This is a genomic window from Gloeobacter kilaueensis JS1 (assembly GCF_000484535.1).
GTDB classification, from domain to species: domain Bacteria; phylum Cyanobacteriota; class Cyanobacteriia; order Gloeobacterales; family Gloeobacteraceae; genus Gloeobacter; species Gloeobacter kilaueensis.
In genome coordinates this window covers 366,780-384,635 of the sequence record NC_022600.1, presented here as the reverse complement: position 1 = coordinate 384,635, position 17,856 = coordinate 366,780, and the positions used below count along the sequence as shown (strand labels likewise).

General features: G+C 61.8%; 19 protein-coding genes. 11 read left to right on the top strand and 8 right to left on the bottom strand.

The window, feature by feature from the left end; all coding sequences use genetic code 11:
* Positions 1-233: 233 nt before the first annotated feature.
* Positions 234-503, top strand: coding sequence for a type II toxin-antitoxin system VapB family antitoxin (locus GKIL_RS25815; protein WP_023171612.1), 270 nt, complete (start codon positions 234-236; stop codon positions 501-503).
* A 176-nt stretch (positions 504-679) separates the two neighbouring features.
* Positions 680-2,440 (top strand): sigma-70 family RNA polymerase sigma factor, encoded by a 1,761-nt coding sequence (locus GKIL_RS01675; RefSeq protein ID WP_023171611.1) that lies wholly within the window; start codon positions 680-682, stop codon positions 2,438-2,440.
* On the opposite strand, the gene GKIL_RS01670 is transcribed toward GKIL_RS01675, so the two are convergent.
* A complete protein-coding gene (locus GKIL_RS01670) occupies positions 2,401-3,552 on the bottom strand; it encodes a C40 family peptidase (RefSeq protein ID WP_023171610.1) in 1,152 nt (383 codons plus the stop codon). The two genes, GKIL_RS01675 and GKIL_RS01670, sit on opposite strands and share 40 nt — an antisense overlap.
* Positions 3,527-3,817: a hypothetical protein gene (locus GKIL_RS01665; protein ID WP_023171609.1), complete on the bottom strand. Its 291-nt coding sequence runs from the start codon at positions 3,815-3,817 to the stop codon at positions 3,527-3,529. The genes GKIL_RS01670 and GKIL_RS01665 overlap by 26 nt, the downstream gene beginning before the upstream one ends.
* A 114-nt stretch (positions 3,818-3,931) precedes the next feature.
* Here GKIL_RS01665 and GKIL_RS01660 point away from each other — a divergent pair, with 114 nt between their 5' ends.
* Both GKIL_RS01660 and GKIL_RS01655 read left to right on the top strand, forming a co-directional pair.
* Positions 3,932-4,675 (top strand): DUF561 domain-containing protein, encoded by a 744-nt coding sequence (locus tag GKIL_RS01660; protein ID WP_023171608.1) that lies wholly within the window; start codon positions 3,932-3,934, stop codon positions 4,673-4,675.
* A 3-nt stretch (positions 4,676-4,678) separates the two neighbouring features.
* A complete protein-coding gene (locus GKIL_RS01655; protein ID WP_023171607.1) occupies positions 4,679-5,053 on the top strand; it encodes a RidA family protein in 375 nt (124 codons plus the stop codon).
* Here the strand turns inward: GKIL_RS01655 and GKIL_RS01650 are convergent.
* Both GKIL_RS01650 and GKIL_RS01645 read right to left on the bottom strand, forming a co-directional pair.
* Positions 5,037-6,197, bottom strand: coding sequence for a c-type heme family protein (locus tag GKIL_RS01650; protein ID WP_023171606.1), 1,161 nt, complete (start codon positions 6,195-6,197; stop codon positions 5,037-5,039). The genes GKIL_RS01655 and GKIL_RS01650 overlap by 17 nt on opposite strands.
* Positions 6,198-6,219: 22 nt before the next feature.
* Complete coding sequence (locus tag GKIL_RS01645; protein ID WP_023171605.1) at positions 6,220-7,236, bottom strand: PstS family phosphate ABC transporter substrate-binding protein; 1,017 nt, start codon at positions 7,234-7,236, stop codon at positions 6,220-6,222.
* A gap of 290 nt (positions 7,237-7,526) precedes the next feature.
* Between GKIL_RS01645 and GKIL_RS01640 the strand changes: the two genes are divergently transcribed.
* Positions 7,527-8,702, top strand: a complete 1,176-nt coding sequence (locus GKIL_RS01640; RefSeq protein ID WP_023171604.1) for a hypothetical protein — start codon at positions 7,527-7,529, stop codon at positions 8,700-8,702.
* On the opposite strand, the gene GKIL_RS22085 is transcribed toward GKIL_RS01640, so the two are convergent.
* The 3 genes from GKIL_RS22085 to GKIL_RS01625 form a co-directional block, all read right to left on the bottom strand.
* Positions 8,663-9,418 (bottom strand): DUF8082 domain-containing protein, encoded by a 756-nt coding sequence (locus GKIL_RS22085; RefSeq protein ID WP_023171603.1) that lies wholly within the window; start codon positions 9,416-9,418, stop codon positions 8,663-8,665. The genes GKIL_RS01640 and GKIL_RS22085 overlap by 40 nt on opposite strands.
* Before the next feature lie 8 nt (positions 9,419-9,426).
* Entirely contained in the window at positions 9,427-10,260 is an 834-nt protein-coding gene (locus GKIL_RS01630; protein WP_051382593.1) for a hypothetical protein, read from the bottom strand.
* Positions 10,261-10,475: 215 nt separating this feature from the next.
* Positions 10,476-11,573 (bottom strand): homocysteine biosynthesis protein, encoded by a 1,098-nt coding sequence (locus GKIL_RS01625; RefSeq protein ID WP_051382916.1) that lies wholly within the window; start codon positions 11,571-11,573, stop codon positions 10,476-10,478.
* A gap of 117 nt (positions 11,574-11,690) precedes the next feature.
* Between GKIL_RS01625 and GKIL_RS01620 the strand changes: the two genes are divergently transcribed.
* On the top strand, positions 11,691-13,427 hold the full coding sequence (locus GKIL_RS01620) for an ABC transporter ATP-binding protein (RefSeq protein WP_023171599.1): 1,737 nt from the start codon (positions 11,691-11,693) through the stop codon (positions 13,425-13,427).
* On the opposite strand, the gene GKIL_RS01615 is transcribed toward GKIL_RS01620, so the two are convergent.
* On the bottom strand, positions 13,424-14,122 hold the full coding sequence (locus GKIL_RS01615) for a class I SAM-dependent methyltransferase (RefSeq protein WP_023171598.1): 699 nt from the start codon (positions 14,120-14,122) through the stop codon (positions 13,424-13,426). The two genes, GKIL_RS01620 and GKIL_RS01615, sit on opposite strands and share 4 nt — an antisense overlap.
* 51 nt (positions 14,123-14,173) lie before the next feature.
* Here GKIL_RS01615 and GKIL_RS01610 point away from each other — a divergent pair, with 51 nt between their 5' ends.
* The 5 genes from GKIL_RS01610 to GKIL_RS01590 all read left to right on the top strand — a co-directional run bounded on the left by GKIL_RS01610 (position 14,174) and on the right by GKIL_RS01590 (position 17,843).
* Positions 14,174-14,608: a YlqD family protein gene (locus GKIL_RS01610; RefSeq protein ID WP_023171596.1), complete on the top strand. Its 435-nt coding sequence runs from the start codon at positions 14,174-14,176 to the stop codon at positions 14,606-14,608.
* Between the two features lie 41 nt (positions 14,609-14,649).
* Positions 14,650-14,877, top strand: coding sequence for an indolepyruvate ferredoxin oxidoreductase subunit alpha (locus GKIL_RS01605; RefSeq protein WP_023171594.1), 228 nt, complete (start codon positions 14,650-14,652; stop codon positions 14,875-14,877).
* Between the two features lie 27 nt (positions 14,878-14,904).
* Positions 14,905-16,161: a rod shape-determining protein RodA gene (gene rodA / locus GKIL_RS01600; protein WP_023171593.1), complete on the top strand. Its 1,257-nt coding sequence runs from the start codon at positions 14,905-14,907 to the stop codon at positions 16,159-16,161.
* Between the two features lie 3 nt (positions 16,162-16,164).
* Positions 16,165-16,521, top strand: coding sequence for a dihydroneopterin aldolase (gene folB / locus GKIL_RS01595; protein ID WP_023171592.1), 357 nt, complete (start codon positions 16,165-16,167; stop codon positions 16,519-16,521).
* Positions 16,522-16,646: 125 nt separating this feature from the next.
* A complete protein-coding gene (locus GKIL_RS01590) occupies positions 16,647-17,843 on the top strand; it encodes a choice-of-anchor tandem repeat GloVer-containing protein (protein ID WP_023171591.1) in 1,197 nt (398 codons plus the stop codon).
* Positions 17,844-17,856 lie beyond the last annotated feature (13 nt).

The following is a 17,856-nucleotide window of genomic DNA, read 5'->3' as shown; positions in this document are numbered from 1 at the left end:
GAATCAGACGACAGTGATGTTGCATCACAAAGGCTCTCCGGGGCATGGCTGGCCCAGAAACTACACTCCGTCACTTGATATGAGCCGAGCGGACTGTTTATGCAAGATCCATCTAAGCTATCTGTATAGTTTCCTAAACCCGCTCAAAAGATTCTTGTAGTCTGAAGCTCATTTTCGGCTGCAGGCTGCTATTCAGCTTGGTACTCTAGAAGGTAGAAAGTAGAAAAATCAGTATGCAGCAGCTCAATATTAAAAGCGACAGAGCTTATCAGATGGCGACTGAACTGAGTCGCCTCACCGGGGAGAGTGTGACCCAGGCAGTCACCCAGGCTATCGAAGAGCGACTAGAAAGGATGCGTGGCCAGACTCGTAGACGCCGCCAGGGAATTGCAAGACGATTGCTTGCCCTCAGCACAAGGAGTACGGCGCTTCCTGTTTTAGATCCGCGCCCACCCGATGAGATTCTTTACGACGCACATGGTCTGCCGAGCAACCCTTTTTAGCCAGCTTAATGAGCCACTTGGGCTATTTATGCAAGCTCTGTCTAAGCTGCCTGTGGGGCTTTCTGGGGCCAGTCAGAAAATTCTTGTAGTCTGAGGTTAATTTTTGGCGGCAGGTCGCCACTGATAAAAACAGTGTCTGCCCCAGCAGGGGCGCTATTGCCATTGAGGGTTCCGCCTTGACTGCGACGCTCGATCCCCAGGCTATGAATCTATTCGCCAGATCTTCCCCCTCCCGCGCTCAGGTTTTGCAGGATCTCGCCCTGCGCCTGCAGCCGCTTGTGGCCCGCAGGCAGACTTTTGATCTTGCCTGTCAGAACCAGAAGGCTTCCGCTCGTCAGGAGCTAGAGCGCCAGATCAAGCGGGCTGGGCTGAGCACATTCGATAGTCTCCTGCGGGCTTCCTGCCGCCAGTACCTCCAGGGGCGCGACTACGCTTTCGACAAAGAGGATTTTTTGCAGCGAAGTTTAATCCTGGTCTACGAGCGGCTACCCCAGTTCGATCCCGGTAAAGCCGGCTTCTGCACCTGGCTGAGCGAATGCATCTTGCGGAGCGCTTATACCGATCTTCAACGCCAGGCCAGCGCCAACTATGGTCGCCGTCAGCTGAAGACGGACAAAGGCAAATTCTTGCGAATGCAGAAAGACTTTCTTACCTTTCCCTGGTCGCTGGACAAGCCCTTCGAGCAGGACGACGCTCCGGCTGAGAAAGTTCTCACCCTGGGCGATACGGTTCCGTCTCCTGATAGCGATCCACAGGCGGAACTGCTGAGCGAACAGTGCCGCGATTGGTTTTTGAAAGCTGTGGCCGCCCTGAGCGAGAAACAGCAGCGGTTGCTGGAGGAAGTCTACCTGCACGGCAAACCCCAGGTGAAAATTGCCCAAGAGCTAGGTGTCACGCAGCCCTCTATCACCAGATCGCTCCAAAGAATCGGGCAGAATCTGGCTACACGGCTCGGCCCTCACTTTCAAGACGAGTGCGGGGATTCGGGCTTTTGTCGGGGTCTATGGCGTTCTAAGCCAGGTCAAGCTCACGGGGGGACGGAGCCGAAATCGCAGTCCTTCGCTCATGCACAGCAGGAGAGCGAGGAACCGGAGGGCATCAGCGAACAGGTACTGGGCGAATGGTTGCGCCGCAGCAACTGGCAGGGCCGGGTGCGTTCTGCCACGAGCACAGCGGACCAGCGAGCCGATGCTGCCTGGGAGGAGTGGATGGCCCAGCCTGCTTCTTCGCCCAGCTCCAAAACGTTACTCGTCAGCGGAGCGGTTGCGGCGGGCTTGCTGGTAGCCGTGGCTATTTGGAAAATTCTCACTCCCGGACCCACCGATTCGCCTACGGTTGCGCAAAAGCTTCCATCTAGAACAGTTCCTGCTCCCCAGCCGCTGGTCAAGGAACCCGTTCCACCCGCTCCGTCACCTGCCGGTAAGTCTCTCGCTCCCCACCAGTCTGAGCCGCGCACGGTGAGCCGGAAGTTTCCTCCCGCCCGGACAAAGCTGCCATCTCCCCCCAGGCCAGTTCTCCAAAAATCTGCTCCGACGAGTCTACTGGCGATGGACCCCATGTCTTCTCAGGTACGCGGCGCGAGCACGGATTCTGGCATGGCTATCTACGGCCAGCAACTCTGCCGAAAGCTGGACGGGCTTCTCGAGTTGCCATCTGAAGCGCAGGACATCACCATGCTGGCGGTGCCGCTGAGCTGGAACCACGGCAAGGCCGAGATCGATTTTGCCTCTGTACGGACCATCCTCTCGGGCGGGCAGGCTCAAGATCGGGTGCTCCTCGAAGCGCTGCGGGCTTTGCAGGCTGCAGGATTGCCCGCGTCGCCGGAGCTGCAAAGTCAGGCGCTCAGCTTCGATATCACCCTCGATCCCAAAGAGCGGCCAGTAAATTGCCAGCCGCGTCAGGGGGTAGACGAGAGCACCCTTCCAGCACCGAAGTAGATCCGGCGCAGGAGCTGTTCGTACTCGCTGTTGCCGAGCAGATTGTTTTCGGCGATGCCGTTGTTGTGGCCGCTGGAGTGGATGAAGTGGCCGCCGCCGATGTAGATGCCGGTGTGGGTGGCCCGGTTACCCTTCTCGCTAAAAAAGAGCAGATCCCCCGGCTGCAGTTGCTGCCAGTCGCCCAGGGTCGGGGCGATGGGACGGCTTGCCGCCTGCTGCTGGTAGGAGTCGCGGGGCAGGGTGCCGCCTGCAAGGCGATAAACGGTCTGGTTGAAGCCGCTGCAGTCGAGGGCGCGACCGATCGTGCCGCCCCAGAGGTAGCGGGTGGGCTGGTCGGCGAGCAGGGCGCGGGCGTACTGCAGGATGCGCGCCGCACTCGGAGCGTCGGTGGGGCTGATGGGTCGCAGTGCGCGCTCCGGGAGGGTGTAGCTCTGGCCTTCGGCGGTGGCGACGACGAGGGCGGATTTTGCGGCGGCAGCCACCATCGGCGCTTCGGCTGGGGTGCGAGCGACGATACTGCCGCGCGGCAGTTCGGGGACGGCGGGCAGATTTTCGAGCACCATCAGGTGGGGCTGCTTTTGCCAGTTCTGCTGCTCCGATCGGCTCCAAAGGACAATCCGATCGGCGCGAATCCAACCCACGTAGCCGTCCCACTCGCGCAAGACCTTGAACCAGGAGCTGTCATCGGTGCGTCCCAGCACCTTGAGGGCGTCGCCCGGCAAGACCTGGGAGACCAGTTCGCTCTTGTCGTCGGGCGCAGCGCGCAGGTCGGCTCCGGACAATCGGACGGCGGCCCAGGCGTGCTCTCCGATCTCGGCGAACGGAAAAATTTCCATGCGGTTCTCCACCGGCCCGAGGCGGGCGAGGGCGCTCTTGAGGGCCTGGCGGTCGCGCTCAGTGAGGGCCTGACCAGTGAGGACAATTCGACCTCCCTGCCAGACAGCCTGGGCGGTGAGGACAGCGCGGGCACCGTAGCCTTTAGGAAGCGATTCGATGTAGCGGTCGATAACGGGTTGCAGCGGTTCGGCGGCGCGGGCGGACAAGGCGATAAGACCCCAGAACAGGGCAAGCAGGAGCAGGCAGCGGCTACTTGCGAAGCGGCGATTGATCACAGGCGGTGGTCTCTTCCCAATCGATGCAGCGCTCCTCCGCTTCGGACCAACCCTCAGGATGCAGCGCACAGACAATATAGCGGTTCGCTCCGTAGAAGCGGCAGTTTCTGCAATAGGGGTGGGTGCCCGGTGCCTGGCGCGTCTGGGCGATCGTGCGCTGGATGTCCTCCAGTTGCTGGTCCGTCTGCTTGAGCGTCTGCTGGATGACAAAAAATTGCACCCCCAGACAGATGACCATTACCAACAGTAGCAGTGTCAAGAGCACACCCACTTTCCCTGGCTGAAAGCCCGCTATGCGAACGGTCGGCTCCCCCCATTATTGCTCTGATTTCGGCAGATCAATTACAATGGCCCAGACTTTGCACAGGAGCATAAAGCGATGGTTGCTATCCTCCAGCAGGCTTTTGCGGCCAGACGAGCCGTCAAGATTATTGCCGGGCTCGATAACTTTGACAGCGGGCGCGTCGTGCAGATCGTGCGCGCCGCCGAGCAGGGAGGAGCCACCTTCGTCGATATCGCCTGTGACGCTGAGCTGATTCGCCTGGTGCGCCGCACAACCGAGCTGCCGGTGTGCGTCTCGGCGATCGAGCCAGAGGATCTGCTCATGGCGGTGCGCAGCGGAGCGGACTGCGTCGAGATCGGCAACTTCGACAGTTTTTATGCAAAGGGCATTCGTTTTGAGGCCCGGCAGGTGATCGACCTTACCCGCCGCAGCCGGGATCTGCTCGGCCCCAATGTGCTGCTCTCGGTAACTGTGCCCCACACCCTCAACCTCGACGAGCAGGTCAATCTGGCCGTGCAACTCGAAGCGCTGGGAGCGAGCTTGATCCAGACCGAGGGCGGGACGGCGAGCCGTCCCACCCACCCCGGCACCCTGGGCCTCATCGAAAAGGCGGCCCCGACCCTGGCCGCCGCCTACGAGATTGCCCGCGCCGTCTCGATTCCGGTGCTCTGCGCCTCGGGCCTCTCGGCGGTGACTGTCCCGATGGCGCTCGCCAGCGGCGCTGCCGGTGTCGGCATCGGCACGGCGGTTAATCGCCTGGGCGACGAAGTGGCGATGATCGCCCAGGTGCGCTCGATCGTCGAAGCGGTCGCTGCGGCCCACCGCCTCGTTCGTCTGTAGTCCGTGCAGACGATTCGCGGTGAAGGCAATCAGGGGCCGTACTCCCAGAGCGTCCTGTTTGGCGATCTGGTCTTCACCGCCGGTCAGATTCCCGTGATCCCCACTACCGGCGAAATCGTCGCCGGCGGCATCGAGGAGCAGGCGGCCCAGGCGTTCACCAACCTGCAGGCTGTGTTAAACGCGGCGGGGACCGACTTTGATCGCGTGCTCAAGGTGACGGTGTTTCTCACCGACATGGACGATTTTGCCGGGCTCAACCGCGTCTATCAGAGCTTCTTCACAGAACACCTGCCGGCCCGCTCCTGCGTCGCGGTGGCTGCCCTCCCTCGGGGGGTCAAAGTCGAAGTCGAAGCGATTGCCGCTAAGAGCGCGAATTGAGGCCGACCGCCTGCTCGCCCTGCTCCAGCAGCAAGGCTCCCAACTCCAGATGAATGTGGGGATCTTCGGGGGCCAGCCGCAGCGCCTCGTTGTACTGCGCGATCGCCTCTTGTGAACGGCCCTGGCGGACCAGGGCACGAGCCAGGTCCACCCGCGCCGCAACGCAGTCAGGATCGACGTTCAATACGTTGTACAGCTCCTGAATTGCTCCGTCGAGGTCGCCCGCCGCCAGCAGCGCCCGGCCCCGGTCGTAGTGGACCGACTGCAAAAGGCGCATACTGCGCACGACGCTGCGCTTCATCCGCTCGAAGGCCGCCGCCAGCGCCTTCATCTCGAAGCTGGCGGTGCTCTCCATTTCAAAGTCGAGCCTGCCCTTGCTGATCTGCTCGGCTGCCGCCGTCATCTGGCTCAGGGGCCGGAGGACCGTGCGCTTCAGCAGCAGGTTGATCGCCACTATCACCGCCGCCAGCACGACCGCCGCGATCCCGATGAACCAGAAAAAGGACTGGCGGGCCGTGGCGATCGGTACCCCAGCTGGAACCGAGACGATATGCACCCCGACTGTCTGGCCCAGCTTCCAGCCAAAGCCGTGCTCGCTGCCGTAGCGGTCGATCAGACTCGCCGGTGCCTTTTGCGGGTCGCCGTGGCAGGCAAGGCAGGACGGCTGGGTCACTACCAGGGGCCGGGCGACATAAAAAACTTCTGCGCCCTCGCGGGTATGAAAACCGCTCAGCTGCTTGTTCGCGGGCTCGGTGCGAAAGCGCTCAAGCAGATCCGCCTCAAAGCCGTCGGCCTGGTTGGCCGGGTTGAAGGGGTTGAGGGTCGCCTGCTTGTAGGTGAGGTCAGCGTACTCTTTTTTGGCGTGCAGACTCTCGAAGACCGAGCGGGCAGAGTAGGCAGCGATCGCCTGGGGCAAAAACTGCTCGCCCAGTTGCGGCTCCAGCAGGGGCTTGACCTGGTTGCTGGTGTAGTTGCGCACCGCGTTCATGCTGTCAAGAAACAACAGCGCCTTCGAGGCGAGTTCTGCCTCCGCGTTGCGCTGCAGCACCAGCGAGAAGATCGCAGCGCAGGCGACGATCGCCCCACCAAAGATGAGCAGCAAAATACGGTTGAAGATATTTCCCAGCCTGTGCGTTCTGGCCATCGTCTTACCTGCAAATACGTCGTTAGCGAACCCCGACAAAACCGGTTTTTTCGATCCATCGCTGTCCCTCGCTCGACAGCAGCAGATTGGCGTAGGCGATGCCCGCCTTCTCCGCGAGGCTGCCGTCCTTGCGGATGACGACGGACAGCAACCGGGTGAGGGGATAGGTACCGCTGCGCACGGCCTCGCGGTTAAGCCGACCCGGTGCTGCGGCATCAAAAGGCAGCACGTACTGCTGCGAGTGGGAGCGCCCCAGAGCAATCAGCCGCACGGAGCGCTGGGGGAGCACTTCGGCGGCACTGGCAAAGCCGATGGCACCTTTTTGGGTGGCAACCTGACGGATAAGTTCGGTGATGTCGCGGGTGAGGCGGACGCTGCGGCCCAGACGGCTATCGCCTTTTAGCAGCAACCGTTCTACTAGATCGGCGGCGCGGGGAGCCTGGCTGACGGGCACAATCGCCAGGTTCGGCCCGCCCACCTGGGACCAGTTGCGCAGGCGACCGGCGAAGATTGCCTGCAACTGATCGAGCGACAGACCGGCGATGGGCAGGTCCGGGTGGACAAAAAAAGCGATCGCGTCGATCGCCACCGGCACCTGCCTCAGGGCAAAACCAGCGGTCTCGGCACGGGCGCGCTCCTCGGGGGCGAGGGGCCGGGAAGCCTGAGCGAGACTGATCTGACCGGCAAGCAGCATCGCGATCCCCGCAGCGGAGCCGGGTTCATGGCCGCCGGGGGGCTCGCTGTAGCGCAGCGCAAAGCCAGGATGGGACCGCTCGATCGCCTGCATCAGGCCACCGCTGCGCAGTGGGGCGAAGGCGGTGGAGCCGCCGTAGCGAAACTGCCCCACCGGGACGTCTTCGACCGCCGCCACCGAAGCAACAAGGGCAATATCGGGCGTGCGCGCCGCCCGCGCCGCCGGGGCCGCCTCTACCGCCCCGCCCACCAGCCACCCGATGCCGACGACCAGAGCCAGGACCAGATTGAGCCGGCAACCGGAGGCAACAGCGAGCTGGATACAGCTTTTGAAAGCTGAGAGCACTTTTCCCCCTTACTCTCAAGACTTTGACGCTGAAAAGACTCTACAGATTATCTGTATAGAAGCAACTGGACACTCTCAACATAGATACGGGAAGAAGGCGAGTTCATTTTCTACTGTCAGTGCCGAAACTGGCAATCCCCATTGCCAGGAATGTGCGCCGCAATCCCCGCTATTGGCAGGGTATCCGTAGGCACATCTTCAGCACTTAAACTTTTGCAATCATACTCAGGTGCAGCAGATTCCTTTTTGCTCCTGGAGGAATCGCAGCTACTACTGCTGGAGATGTAGCGATGAACTGGATCCTCGACCGTTTTCGTCCGCACCTGCGGATCGCCCAGCTATGGGTCTTTGTACTGGCGCTGTGCGGCCTGATGCTTTTAAGCCTTGAACCACTGGCTGGCCCCTATGGCCGCTACTTTTCCCTTGTCCATCCTGAGCTTACGAATCGCTGGATGCCCCTTGCTCCTCTGGCAACCTGGATGGGGGTGTTCTCGATCGTGCTGTTTATTTTTGTAGGGGGCTATTATCCGTGGCGCAAACTCTGTCCGCTCGCCTGGTTCTCTGGCCTGCCGGGGCGGCTCGGGCTAAAAAGCACCCGCTCGCTACGGGAAAGCTGGCTGGAGCGCCACCGGCTGGATCTGCAACTGGCGCTGCTGGCGGCGGGCCTGCTGGTGCGCATTGTGTTCGTCAACGCCAACACCTATCTGTTGGCAACGGCGATCGTCGGTTTCTTTGTGGCCGCCTTTGCCGTCAATGCCCGCTACGGCGGCAGGACGTGGTGCCACTACTTTTGCCCGCTCGCCCCGGTCGAGACAGTCTTTGCGGCTCCGCAGGCAGAACCGGCAGTCCGCAGGCCGCCGGCCAAAAACCCCGACAACTCGATGTGCAACCGCTGCAGCGGTTGTGTGCTGCCCTGCACCGATATCGATGCGACAAGAGGGCTGGCTAAAACCAGTCAGCAACCGGCGGCTATTCGCTTTTACTACAGCTATCCGGGGCTGGTGGCGGGCTTTTACGCCTGGTACTACCTGCACCGGGGCAACTGGGAGTACTACTTTTCTGCCGCCTGGACCCGCGAACCGGACGTCCTGGCAAGGTTGGGCGGGCCAGGATTGTTCTTTTTACCCCAGCTGCCGCTGTTCGCCGCCGCTGCCCTGGTGCTGGTGGCATTTATGCTCGCAAGCTACGCTCTATTTGCCGCTATCGAGCGCGTTGCCAGTACCGGGCAGAGCGAACGCGCCACCGCCCTCCGTCCCCGCCTCATCGCCGTCGCCAACTGCCTTTCGATCAATACCTTCTTTGTCTTTGCCGGGGTGCCGGTCACCCGCCATCTGCCCTGGCTGCACTACGGCATCTGGCTGGTGGTGCTGGTGCTGACGAGCCGGCGGCTCTACCACAGCCTCAAGTCCCCCAGGCCAGGCAACACCTACACCTCCAGGCTGAGAACCCGCCTGATCTCCGCTTGAAAGGCAGCAGCGGCGCTCGAGTCCGCGACTTCGGCGGCCAGATCGCGGTAGACCTGCTGGAGGCGCTGCTGGGGATCGCTGAGCTGAGCGGCGCGGGTCACCGTCTGCCGGACGATCACCGCCGCCAGCGGTCCCAGGTGATCGGCCAGGGCAGTTGCCAGCCGCCCGCAAACTCCCATGTCCAGTGAGACTGTTGCCGGGCTGGAGTTTGGCCCGGCAAACAGGTGCAGCGCCTGGCGCTGTTGCAGCGCTTGCTGGAGCCCCTCGCGCTGCTGGGCGCTCACCGTTGTTCCTGGCCGCACCGGCGCATAGCTCCACAGATCGGGGGCCGGCAGGGCGGCGAGCACCGGCGGAGGCCGATGGCGATCGGGCAGTTGCACCGGTCCCCGGTGCAGGCAGGCGAGCACCGTATCCAGCCGCCCGGCATCGAAGGCACCCCGGTGGTAGTAGCAGCAAAAGTAGGGGACGCTGCCCCGGCCCAAATCGTCCTCGCCGTCGCTGTAGAGCCAGCCAAACAGACACTCCTCCGGGGCCAACTGGAGAATATAGACGCTGCACTCGCCCAGGGGCCGGGGCACATACGGATCCCAGTACCTGGGGACGATCTGCTCGCCAAACGCCTGCTTTGCGTGTTGGGGAACGTTGGGACTCACCAGCGTCTGAAAACCGACCGCAGCAAAGCTGGTGTAGACGAGCTGACCAAGCAGCGAAGCCATGGCGAAATTTAGCTATCCTGTGAGGCGGCAGTTGAGCCAAACAGATTCTGCAGCGGGCTTTCGGAGCGTCCCTGCAGACGCCGGGGCAATAGCCTGCGCACCAGCCGAAAAAGAGAGCCGAGCACGCCCGGATTGTGGGCTCTGTTCAATTCCAGCACAAGCCACAAAAGCGGTGCGGCGGCCCCCGACGGTGCCAGTCGTACCCCTTCGCCCTCGTGGACGAGGGGGACGCCCGTGCGGAAGATCTGATAGTTGCTGCCGATCGCATCGAGGCGGTTGGTGAGCGGCTGCAACTTCTGGCGGATCTGCGCTTCGCTGTCGGGTATCTCACCGAGCAGGTCGCTCTTGGTGAGCAACAGGGCAAAGGCGTACTTGAGGCCGTTGAGGTGGACCAGTGAAGCGATCGACAGCACCTGGACGAGCACGTCGCGCAACTCGTCGAGGTAGGTGTCGCTGTGGATGAGAGCGTAACCGTCGATGCACACGCAGCAGCCGTGCGAGCCAAGCACGATCTGCCGAAAAGCGGGATTGGCGATGTGGCAGCTCTCGCCGGGCAGATCCTGCAGCCGAAAATCGCACAGGGTCACCGGGCGCATCAGCCCCCGGCGCTTTAAGCGAAAGTCAAAGTCTGTGATCTTCATCGTGCCGGGCGGGTAGGCACCCGTGCGCTCGATATAACCCAGGATCTTTTCGATATTTTGCTGCGACTGGCTGTCCTTGCAATCGAACCAGAGCGGCAATCTGGAATCGGTTATACCGCTCGTACGCAGTTCGGTGTAGCTACCAGCCAGAAAAACAGTCTTACCAACACCGCGCTGACCGATGCTGAGGAGGTTGAACACCTCCGTAGTCTCCCTCAAAAGCATATCGTTCTCTTTTTTTCAGAAGCGCTGGGACAGATGGGAGCCTGGACGGGGGGGAAGACGCTCTTCATGAAGATACCATCCTGCCTCTGGGGGCGGCAGTATACAGCATATACGGGTGCAAAAACTCGTGCATCTGACCATCCAGGTTAATCGTTTCATCTGGGTCCAGACAATCGGCTTAAGCGCAAAGTTCAGCGCAGCAGTTGCTGCTCCTGCGCCAGCAGAGGCCGTTCCTCCGGCAGGGCGGCCACCGGTTCTGTCAGTAAAAAGCGGCCCGCCGCAATCCACTGCTTGAGAGTCTGGGCCACCTGCTGCGAGAGCGCCAGGCTCGCGAGGGGTGCGGTGCGCACTTTTTGACCGGCGATCGTGATCTGGCCACTTTTAAGTTGGGCGTAGCTGACCAGACCAAAGGTGGGCCGCACGCGGCGGGGAATGGCAAAGTCGATGACCGGGGCGACGATCTCGCTGTCGTCGATACCGGCAGCGGCGACGACGGCCACATCAAAGACCGGCAGGGGAATACCGACACCCAGCATCAGCGAAGGGCCGTACTGGTAAAAGCGGCAACCGCGCACCCAGGCCGGATCCATCTGCTTGAGATCGCCGATGAGGGCGAGGGTGGCGGCAGGACCGACCGGCGTACCGTTGGGCAAACGCTTTTGCAGCGGAAAGTGCTGGGTTCCTTCCCAGGCGATGTAGCCGGTGCCGCCTCCCAAGAAGATGCGGGTGCCGATGCCCACCGAGCGCAAGAGCGGATCGTTGAGCAGCGGGCTGAGGGCACCGGGGCAGGCGTAGACGGCGTTGCCGAGCCTGGGCTGGAGGGTGCCCAGGTAGGTGTGCAGGGGCCGATCGCCGCCGTTGACGCCGACGATAAAATTCTGATAGACGTTGCGCGGATTAAAAAGATACGCCTGGTTGATCGTATCCAGGCGGATCAGGCTCTCGAAGTCGCGGCGCGGGTAGCAGTCGGCGGGCCAGCCCGTCGCCCGCAGCCGCACTGTCCGTTCTGCCACCAGATCGGCGATGACGTGGCCGCCGCCGTAGTCGAGGCTTTCTCCCGGCTGGGCCGCCCCCAGGTACAGATCGACTGCTCCAAAGCCGCAGTAGGCTTCGACGCCGTTCAAGGTGGCCCGCGCCAGGCGAATCGGCGGATCGGTGTGGCCCAGGTTGAGGATGGCCCCGGAAGATTCCATCGGCTCGAAGGTGCCGGCAGTGATCACATCGACTTCGGCGGCCACCGCCTCGACGTCGGCGCTTTTGAGCGCTGCTTTGATTTCAGCCGCCGTCATCACCCGCACCGTACCGGCGCGGATGCGGTCGTTAATTTGGGCGATCGAGCGCGTGATGGCCACAGGCTGAAGGCAACAGGTTTAACAGCAACAGGCTCCCCAAGATAAGCTTGACATATGGCCAGAGCTTCCTTTGCCCACCTCTACAGTTATCTGCGCCCGCACCGGGGCCGACTTTTTCTTGGTATCTTCTCGCTCTTTGTCACCAACGGCCTCGGGGTGGTGATCCCGTGGCTCATCAAAGGCGCGATCGACGATCTGGGCCACAACCTGCGCTACCAGGGGGTGCTCTTCTACGCCCTTGCGATCCTGGCGCTTGCCACGGTCATGGGTTTGATTCGAGTCTGGTCTCGGGTGCTGCTTTTTAGTATCGGCAGGCGGGTCGAGTTCGACCTCAAAGAAAAGATCTTCTCCCACCTGCTGCGCATGTCGCCCACCTACTTTGCCCAAAATCCAGTGGGTGACCTCATCAACCGCGCCACCAGCGACGTCGAGAATGTCCGGCGTCTGTTGGGCTTTGCGATCTTGAGCATCATCAACACCCTGTTTGCCTACCTGCTCACCCTGCCGGTGATGCTGAGCCTCGACTGGTCGCTCACGTTGCTGTGTCTTCTGGTCTATCCGCTGATGTTCGGGGCGGTCTGGCTTTTTTCTGACCGGCTGCGCAACGAGCAGATCGCTGTCCAGCAGGGTCTGGACCGGCTCAGTTCTCTGATTCAAGAGGACATGGGCGGTATCTCGCTCATCAAGGTCTACGCCCAAGAAGACAACGAGCGCCGCGCCTTCGACACCAAAAACGACGAATTGCTCAGAGCCAACCTCAGCCTCGCCCTCAGCCGCAACATCATCTTTCCGCTGTTGGGCGGCCTGGCAAGCGGCAGTCTGCTGGTGCTGCTCTGGGCCGGTGGCCCTCGCCTCGCGGAGGGCAGCCTCAGCCTCGGTGCCTTTGCCGCCCTCGCCATCTACATCGAGCGCTTGGTCTTTCCGACTGCTCTGCTCGGCTTTACGATCACCACCTACCAGCGCGGTCAGGTGAGCATCGACCGGGTAGAAAGCATCCTCTCGGTGCCGCCCACGATCGTGGAAGCTCCCGATGCCGTGCCCCTGGGCCATAGTGAGGGTGCAATCGCCGTGCGCAACTTGAGCTACAGGTTTACCGGCAGCGAGCGGCCCGCCCTCGACCGCGTCACCTTCGAGGTGGCAGCAGGCGAGTCGGTCGCCATCGTCGGCACGATCGGCTCCGGCAAATCGACCCTCGCCAACGCCCTGCCCCGGCTGCTCGAGATCGAGCCCGGCCAGGTGTTCCTCGACGGCATCGACGTGGTGAGCCTCAAGCTGAACGACCTGCGTCAGGCGATCGCCTACGTGCCCCAGGAGAGCTTTCTATTTAGCACCAGCGTCGCCGAAAATATCCGCTACGGTCGTCCCACCGCTACCGACGCCGAGGTGGTGGCAGCTGCCCGTCAGGCGCGCATCCACGAGGAGATCGACATTTTTCCAAGGGGCTACCAGACCCTGGTGGGCGAGCGGGGGATTACCCTCTCCGGCGGCCAGCGCCAGCGCGTCGCCCTCGCCCGCGCCTTCTTGATGGACGCGCCGGTCCTGGTGCTCGACGACGCGCTCTCAAGCGTCGATAACCAGACCGCCGAAGAGATCTTGGACCGCCTCGAAGACCAGCAGCGCACGCTCATCTTGATCACCCACCGGCTGAGCGCCGCCGCCGCCTGCGACCGCGTTCTGGTCATGGAAAGAGGCCAGATCGTCGAGGGCGGCTCCCACACTGAACTGTTGCGCCGGGGCGGCGCGTACCGCCAACTGTGGGACCAGCAGGAACTGGAAAAGGCCGTAAGCTAGGGGCCCTTTTCGATGCGCACAATCTGCAGGCTGCCACCGGCGATCAGGCGCTTCTGGGGAGCTCGCCAGTTTCCGGCAGCAGAGAGCAGAGCCGGTAGATCTGCTCTTAACCACCGCCAGGCGGTATGGGTCTCAAAGAGCCACAAAAAAATCGCCAGCGGCGGCCAAAAAAGCGGGTTGGTCGGCTGGTGGTAGTCGATGAACACAAAGGAGCCGCCGGGCCTGAGAACCCGATACACCTGCTGAAAAATCGCCTCCAGTTGCCCTGGCTCCATCTCGTGGAGGGCGACGCTGGTGTGTACCAGGTCGAAGCTGGCCGGGGCGAAGGGCAGCCTCTCCGCCTGGCCCCAGACAAATTGAACGGTTTTGAGGCGCGATTGGGCGTAGCGGAGGCTCGTCCTTGAAGCGTCCAGGGCCGTCACCTGCGCTCCGGTGGCGGCCAGATAGCGCGTCGCACTGCCGGGGCCGCAGCACAGATCGAGCACCTGCCAGCGCTCGTCGAGGGGCAGATCCTGCCAGGCGGCCCGTCGAAAATACGCCTGCCCGCCCGCCAAAGTCGCCGCAAGCCAGGTGATCGCCTCGTACAGCGGGGCGTAGCGAAAGCTCCAGTCGCGCAGGATCGTTGCCAGGGTCCTATCTGCAGAGTGCTTCTTCTCTATTAAGGCTGTTTTTAAGCGCCGGGCGTCGATCGACATTGACCGGGCGAAGGCGTAAAATACGCAAGCGACTTTACCGTAGCGAGTTCAATGAAGCTCAACATCAAGCGCAACGTGACCATCAAGGCGATCGTGACCGCTCGCTTGAAAGACGAAATGATGGCACAGTTGCAGAGTTTTCTTTCTCAGGCAGACCGCCAGCTTGAGCAGCTCGACTTTCAGGGCAAACGGGCGATAGCTGAGATTGAGCGCACCAGCCTCAAGCCCCTCGGTCCCGAGGCCAAAAGTCAGATCGACAACGTTCGCCTGCAGGTCAACGAACAAAAAAACCAGCTCCTGCAGCAAAAAAACCAGTTCCTGCAGCAACTCTCGCAGGTCACTGCCTGGGAGATGGATCAAGAAGTGGTCCAGGGGCAGGTCGAGAGTTACTTCGATGTCCAGCCCGGAGACAATCTCGTCGCCAAGATGAACGTCGAGATTCTCCTCGAAGATGGCATCGTCAAGGAGATCCGGGGCGAGGAGTAGGCCCGTCCTATACTGAATGGAGCGAGAGGGAGAAACGAGCGATGCCCCACACGATCGTCACCGATGTTTGCGAAGGGGTTGCAGACTGCGTCGATGCCTGTCCGGTTTCCTGCATCGATCAAGGACCAGGCAAAAACGCCAAGGGTACCAACTGGTACTGGATCGATTTTTCGACCTGCATCGACTGCGGCATCTGCCTGCAGGTCTGCCCGGTCACTGGCGCAATCCTGCCCGAAGAAAAGCCGGAGTTACAAAAAACACCGTCTTGAAGTGGTTGTCCTCTTACAAGCCGCCCTATGGAACTGAAACTGCCCTGGAACAGCTGGTTCAGCTCGGCTCAAAAGTTTCTGCGCAGCTTCGACGGTTGGCTGTTACTGTTCGCGGTGCTGCTTCTGGCGACGGGGGTGCTCACGATCTTCAGCACCCGCCCGGAGGGCAGCGAGTGGAAGGCGCAGCTGGCGACGGGTGCGGTGGGCATCGGCTGGACGCTTTTTTTGTCGCGCTTTGGCTATAGCTGGCTGTTGCGCTGGTACTGGGGGATCTACGCTGCTGCCTGCACCATGCTGCTCGGGGTGCTCTTCGTCGGTAGCTCCGCCAAAGGAGCCCAGCGCTGGATCGAGTTGGGCGGCATCCAGTTGCAGCCCAGCGAGTTTGCCAAGCTCGGGGTGATCGTGACCCTGGCGGCATTGCTCCATCGCTATCCCATTCGCCGCTTCCGCCAGATCTGGCTGGTGCTGGCGGTGCTGGCGGTGCCCTTTTTACTTGTCTTCAAGCAACCGGATCTGGGAACGGCTCTGGTCTTTGGCGCGATTGCCCTGGGGATGCTCTACTGGGGCGGGGCGCGGGCGAGCTGGCTCATCGTCCTCGCCTCGCCGCTGGTTGCCGCCGTTCTCTACGCCCTGTCGCTGCCAGTCTGGCTGGGCTGGGGGTTGGCGATGGCTCTGCTTGCCTGGCGCTCCCTCAGCTGGGGCTGGTGGAGTGCGCTTGCGGTGGGAGCAGCCAATCTGCTCGCAGGCGGCCTCGGCCAGATGTTCTGGCACCTGCTCAAACCCTACCAGCAGCAGCGGCTGGTCGTCTTTCTCGATCCAAGCGGCGATCCGCTCGGCTCCGGCTACCACATCCTCCAGTCGGAGATCGCAATTGGAGCGGGCGGTGTCCTGGGGCGCGGATTTTTTCAGGGCACCCAGACCCAGCTCAACTTTATCCCCGAGCAGCACACCGACTTTATCTTTTCGGCCCTCGGCGAGGAGTGGGGCTTTGTCGGGGCGCTGGTGTTGCTGGGATTATTTTTGTGCTTGTTTTTCCGGCTCATCGTGATCGCCCGCAACGCCTCCGACGACTTTGGTTCGCTGCTTACGGTCGGTGTGTTCACGATGCTTTTGTTCCAGACGGTGATCAACATCAGCATGACGATCGGGCTTGCTCCGGTTACAGGCATTCCGCTGCCCTTTGTCACCTTTGGCCGGTCGTTCTTGATCACCTGTTTTACGGCCCTGGGCTTAGTCGAGTCGGTGGCAAGTCACCACCGCAACAAACTCGTCTTTCCGAGCTAGGCGATGGCCGACTGCATCCGCGTGCGCGGCATTACCGCCTACGGCCACAGCGGCGTCTTTGCCGAGGAGCGCCAGTTGGGCCAGCGCTTCATCGTCGATCTCGACTTGCAGATGGATCTTAAAGAGGCCAGTACCAGCGACAACTTAGATGACACCCTCGACTACGCCGCAGCGATCGCCCTGGTGCGCTCGATCGTCGAGCAGGAGCAGTTCGCCTTGATCGAGGCGATGGCCGAGCGGATTGCCTGCCGCCTGCGCCAGCTCGATAAACGGCTCAGCGCCGTGCGCGTCGAGGTCCACAAGCCCCAGCCCCCTCTGGCGGGATTTACAGGCACGGTCGCCGTCGAGGTCTGGCGCTGAGGGTTCTTCTCGGTCGGAGGTGTTTTGCGATCTCGATCAAGATTTTTTAGGACGTGTGATGCAGCTCACTTGCGCTGGCTGGATGTACTCTCTATAATCCCGATGCCACGATCAAGGTCTCCCTCATGAAAAGCCTCCTGCTTCCGTCCAAGCCTGCACAGCACGTCAGAGGGTTCTGTGCCTCGCTCTCGACTCTGATGCTCACTGGCCTGCTGCTGGTTGCCGGGGAGAGCGCCAGTATTGCCCAGACTCTGAGCATTTCCTACACCTTCTGCAGTCAGACCTCGGGCGCGTTCTGCAGCGACGGAGCGCTGCCTTACGCCGGTCTTGCCCGCGACGGGGCGGGTAACTTTTATGGCACGACCAGCGTCGGGGGCAGCAAGAACCTCGGCACTGTCTACAAGCTTTCTGCTGCGGGTCAGTATACGCTTTTGCACTCCTTCAGTACCAGCGACGGTGCCGTTCCCTACGGCGGTGTGTTCATCGATAGCTCGGGCAACCTCTACGGCACGGCCACCAGCGGCGGCCCCAAGGCCAACGGCGTCCTCTACAAGATCGATGGGGCCGGCAATTTTAAGGTCGTCCATGTTTTCCAGGGTTCCGACGGCAGTCAGCCCAGTTCTGTTCTCATCCGCGACAAGGTCGGCAACTTTTATGGCACGACCTACAGCGGCGGAGCCTTTGGCCTCGGGACGATCTTCAAGCTGACGCTCAAGGGCAAGCTGACGACGCTGTATTCTTTTGATGGACCGACTGGAGCCAACCCCTACGCGGGGCTGTTGCTCGACAGCAACGGCAACCTCTTCGGCACCACCACCGCTGGAGGCGGTCCCGGTTACGGCACGATCTTCAAGCTCGATCCAAGCGGAGTGCTCTCGGTGCTCTATGCCTTCGACGGCAGCGACGGGTCCAAACCCTACGGCGGGGTGGTGCGCGATCCGAAGGGCAATCTCTACGGCACGACGATCAGCGGTGGGGCCGGTGGCGTCGGCATCCTCTACAAGCTCTCGCTGCTGGGCAAACTGACGCCCCTCTATACCTTCGACGGTGTGAGCGGAGCCAACCCCTACGCCACCTTGATCGCAGACAGCACTGGCAATCTCTACGGCACTACCCTCAGGGGCGGTGTGAGTGGCCTGGGCACCGCCTTCAAATTCAATACCAGTAGCCAGTCCTTGACGACGATCGAAAATTTTCAGCTGCAGGGCGCTTATCCAGTGGCCCCCCTGCTGCTCGACGCAGAGGGCAACCTCTACGGCACGACCCTGGGCACCTCAGATCTTCCGAGCCTCGGAACAATCTTCAAGATTGCCCCCCAGTAGCCTACTGGCGAAC

Excerpts from the sequence above, each read along its gene's own strand:
- GKIL_RS22085 (WP_023171603.1), bottom strand. The coding sequence starts at position 9,418 with ATGGCTTCGCTGCTTGGTCAGCTCGTCTACACCAGCTTTGCTGCGGTC.
- GKIL_RS25815 (WP_023171612.1), top strand. The coding sequence starts at position 234 with ATGCAGCAGCTCAATATTAAAAGCGACAGAGCTTATCAGATGGCGACT.
- GKIL_RS01640 (WP_023171604.1), top strand. The coding sequence starts at position 7,527 with ATGAACTGGATCCTCGACCGTTTTCGTCCGCACCTGCGGATCGCCCAG.
- GKIL_RS01605 (WP_023171594.1), top strand. The coding sequence starts at position 14,650 with ATGCCCCACACGATCGTCACCGATGTTTGCGAAGGGGTTGCAGACTGC.
- GKIL_RS01650 (WP_023171606.1), bottom strand. The coding sequence starts at position 6,197 with ATGGCCAGAACGCACAGGCTGGGAAATATCTTCAACCGTATTTTGCTG.
- rodA (WP_023171593.1), top strand. The coding sequence starts at position 14,905 with ATGGAACTGAAACTGCCCTGGAACAGCTGGTTCAGCTCGGCTCAAAAG.
- GKIL_RS01660 (WP_023171608.1), top strand. The coding sequence starts at position 3,932 with ATGGTTGCTATCCTCCAGCAGGCTTTTGCGGCCAGACGAGCCGTCAAG.
- GKIL_RS01620 (WP_023171599.1), top strand. The coding sequence starts at position 11,691 with ATGGCCAGAGCTTCCTTTGCCCACCTCTACAGTTATCTGCGCCCGCAC.
- GKIL_RS01615 (WP_023171598.1), bottom strand. The coding sequence starts at position 14,122 with ATGTCGATCGACGCCCGGCGCTTAAAAACAGCCTTAATAGAGAAGAAG.
- GKIL_RS01590 (WP_023171591.1), top strand. The coding sequence starts at position 16,647 with ATGAAAAGCCTCCTGCTTCCGTCCAAGCCTGCACAGCACGTCAGAGGG.
- GKIL_RS01610 (WP_023171596.1), top strand. The coding sequence starts at position 14,174 with ATGAAGCTCAACATCAAGCGCAACGTGACCATCAAGGCGATCGTGACC.
- folB (WP_023171592.1), top strand. The coding sequence starts at position 16,165 with ATGGCCGACTGCATCCGCGTGCGCGGCATTACCGCCTACGGCCACAGC.
- GKIL_RS01625 (WP_051382916.1), bottom strand. The coding sequence starts at position 11,573 with ATGACGGCGGCTGAAATCAAAGCAGCGCTCAAAAGCGCCGACGTCGAG.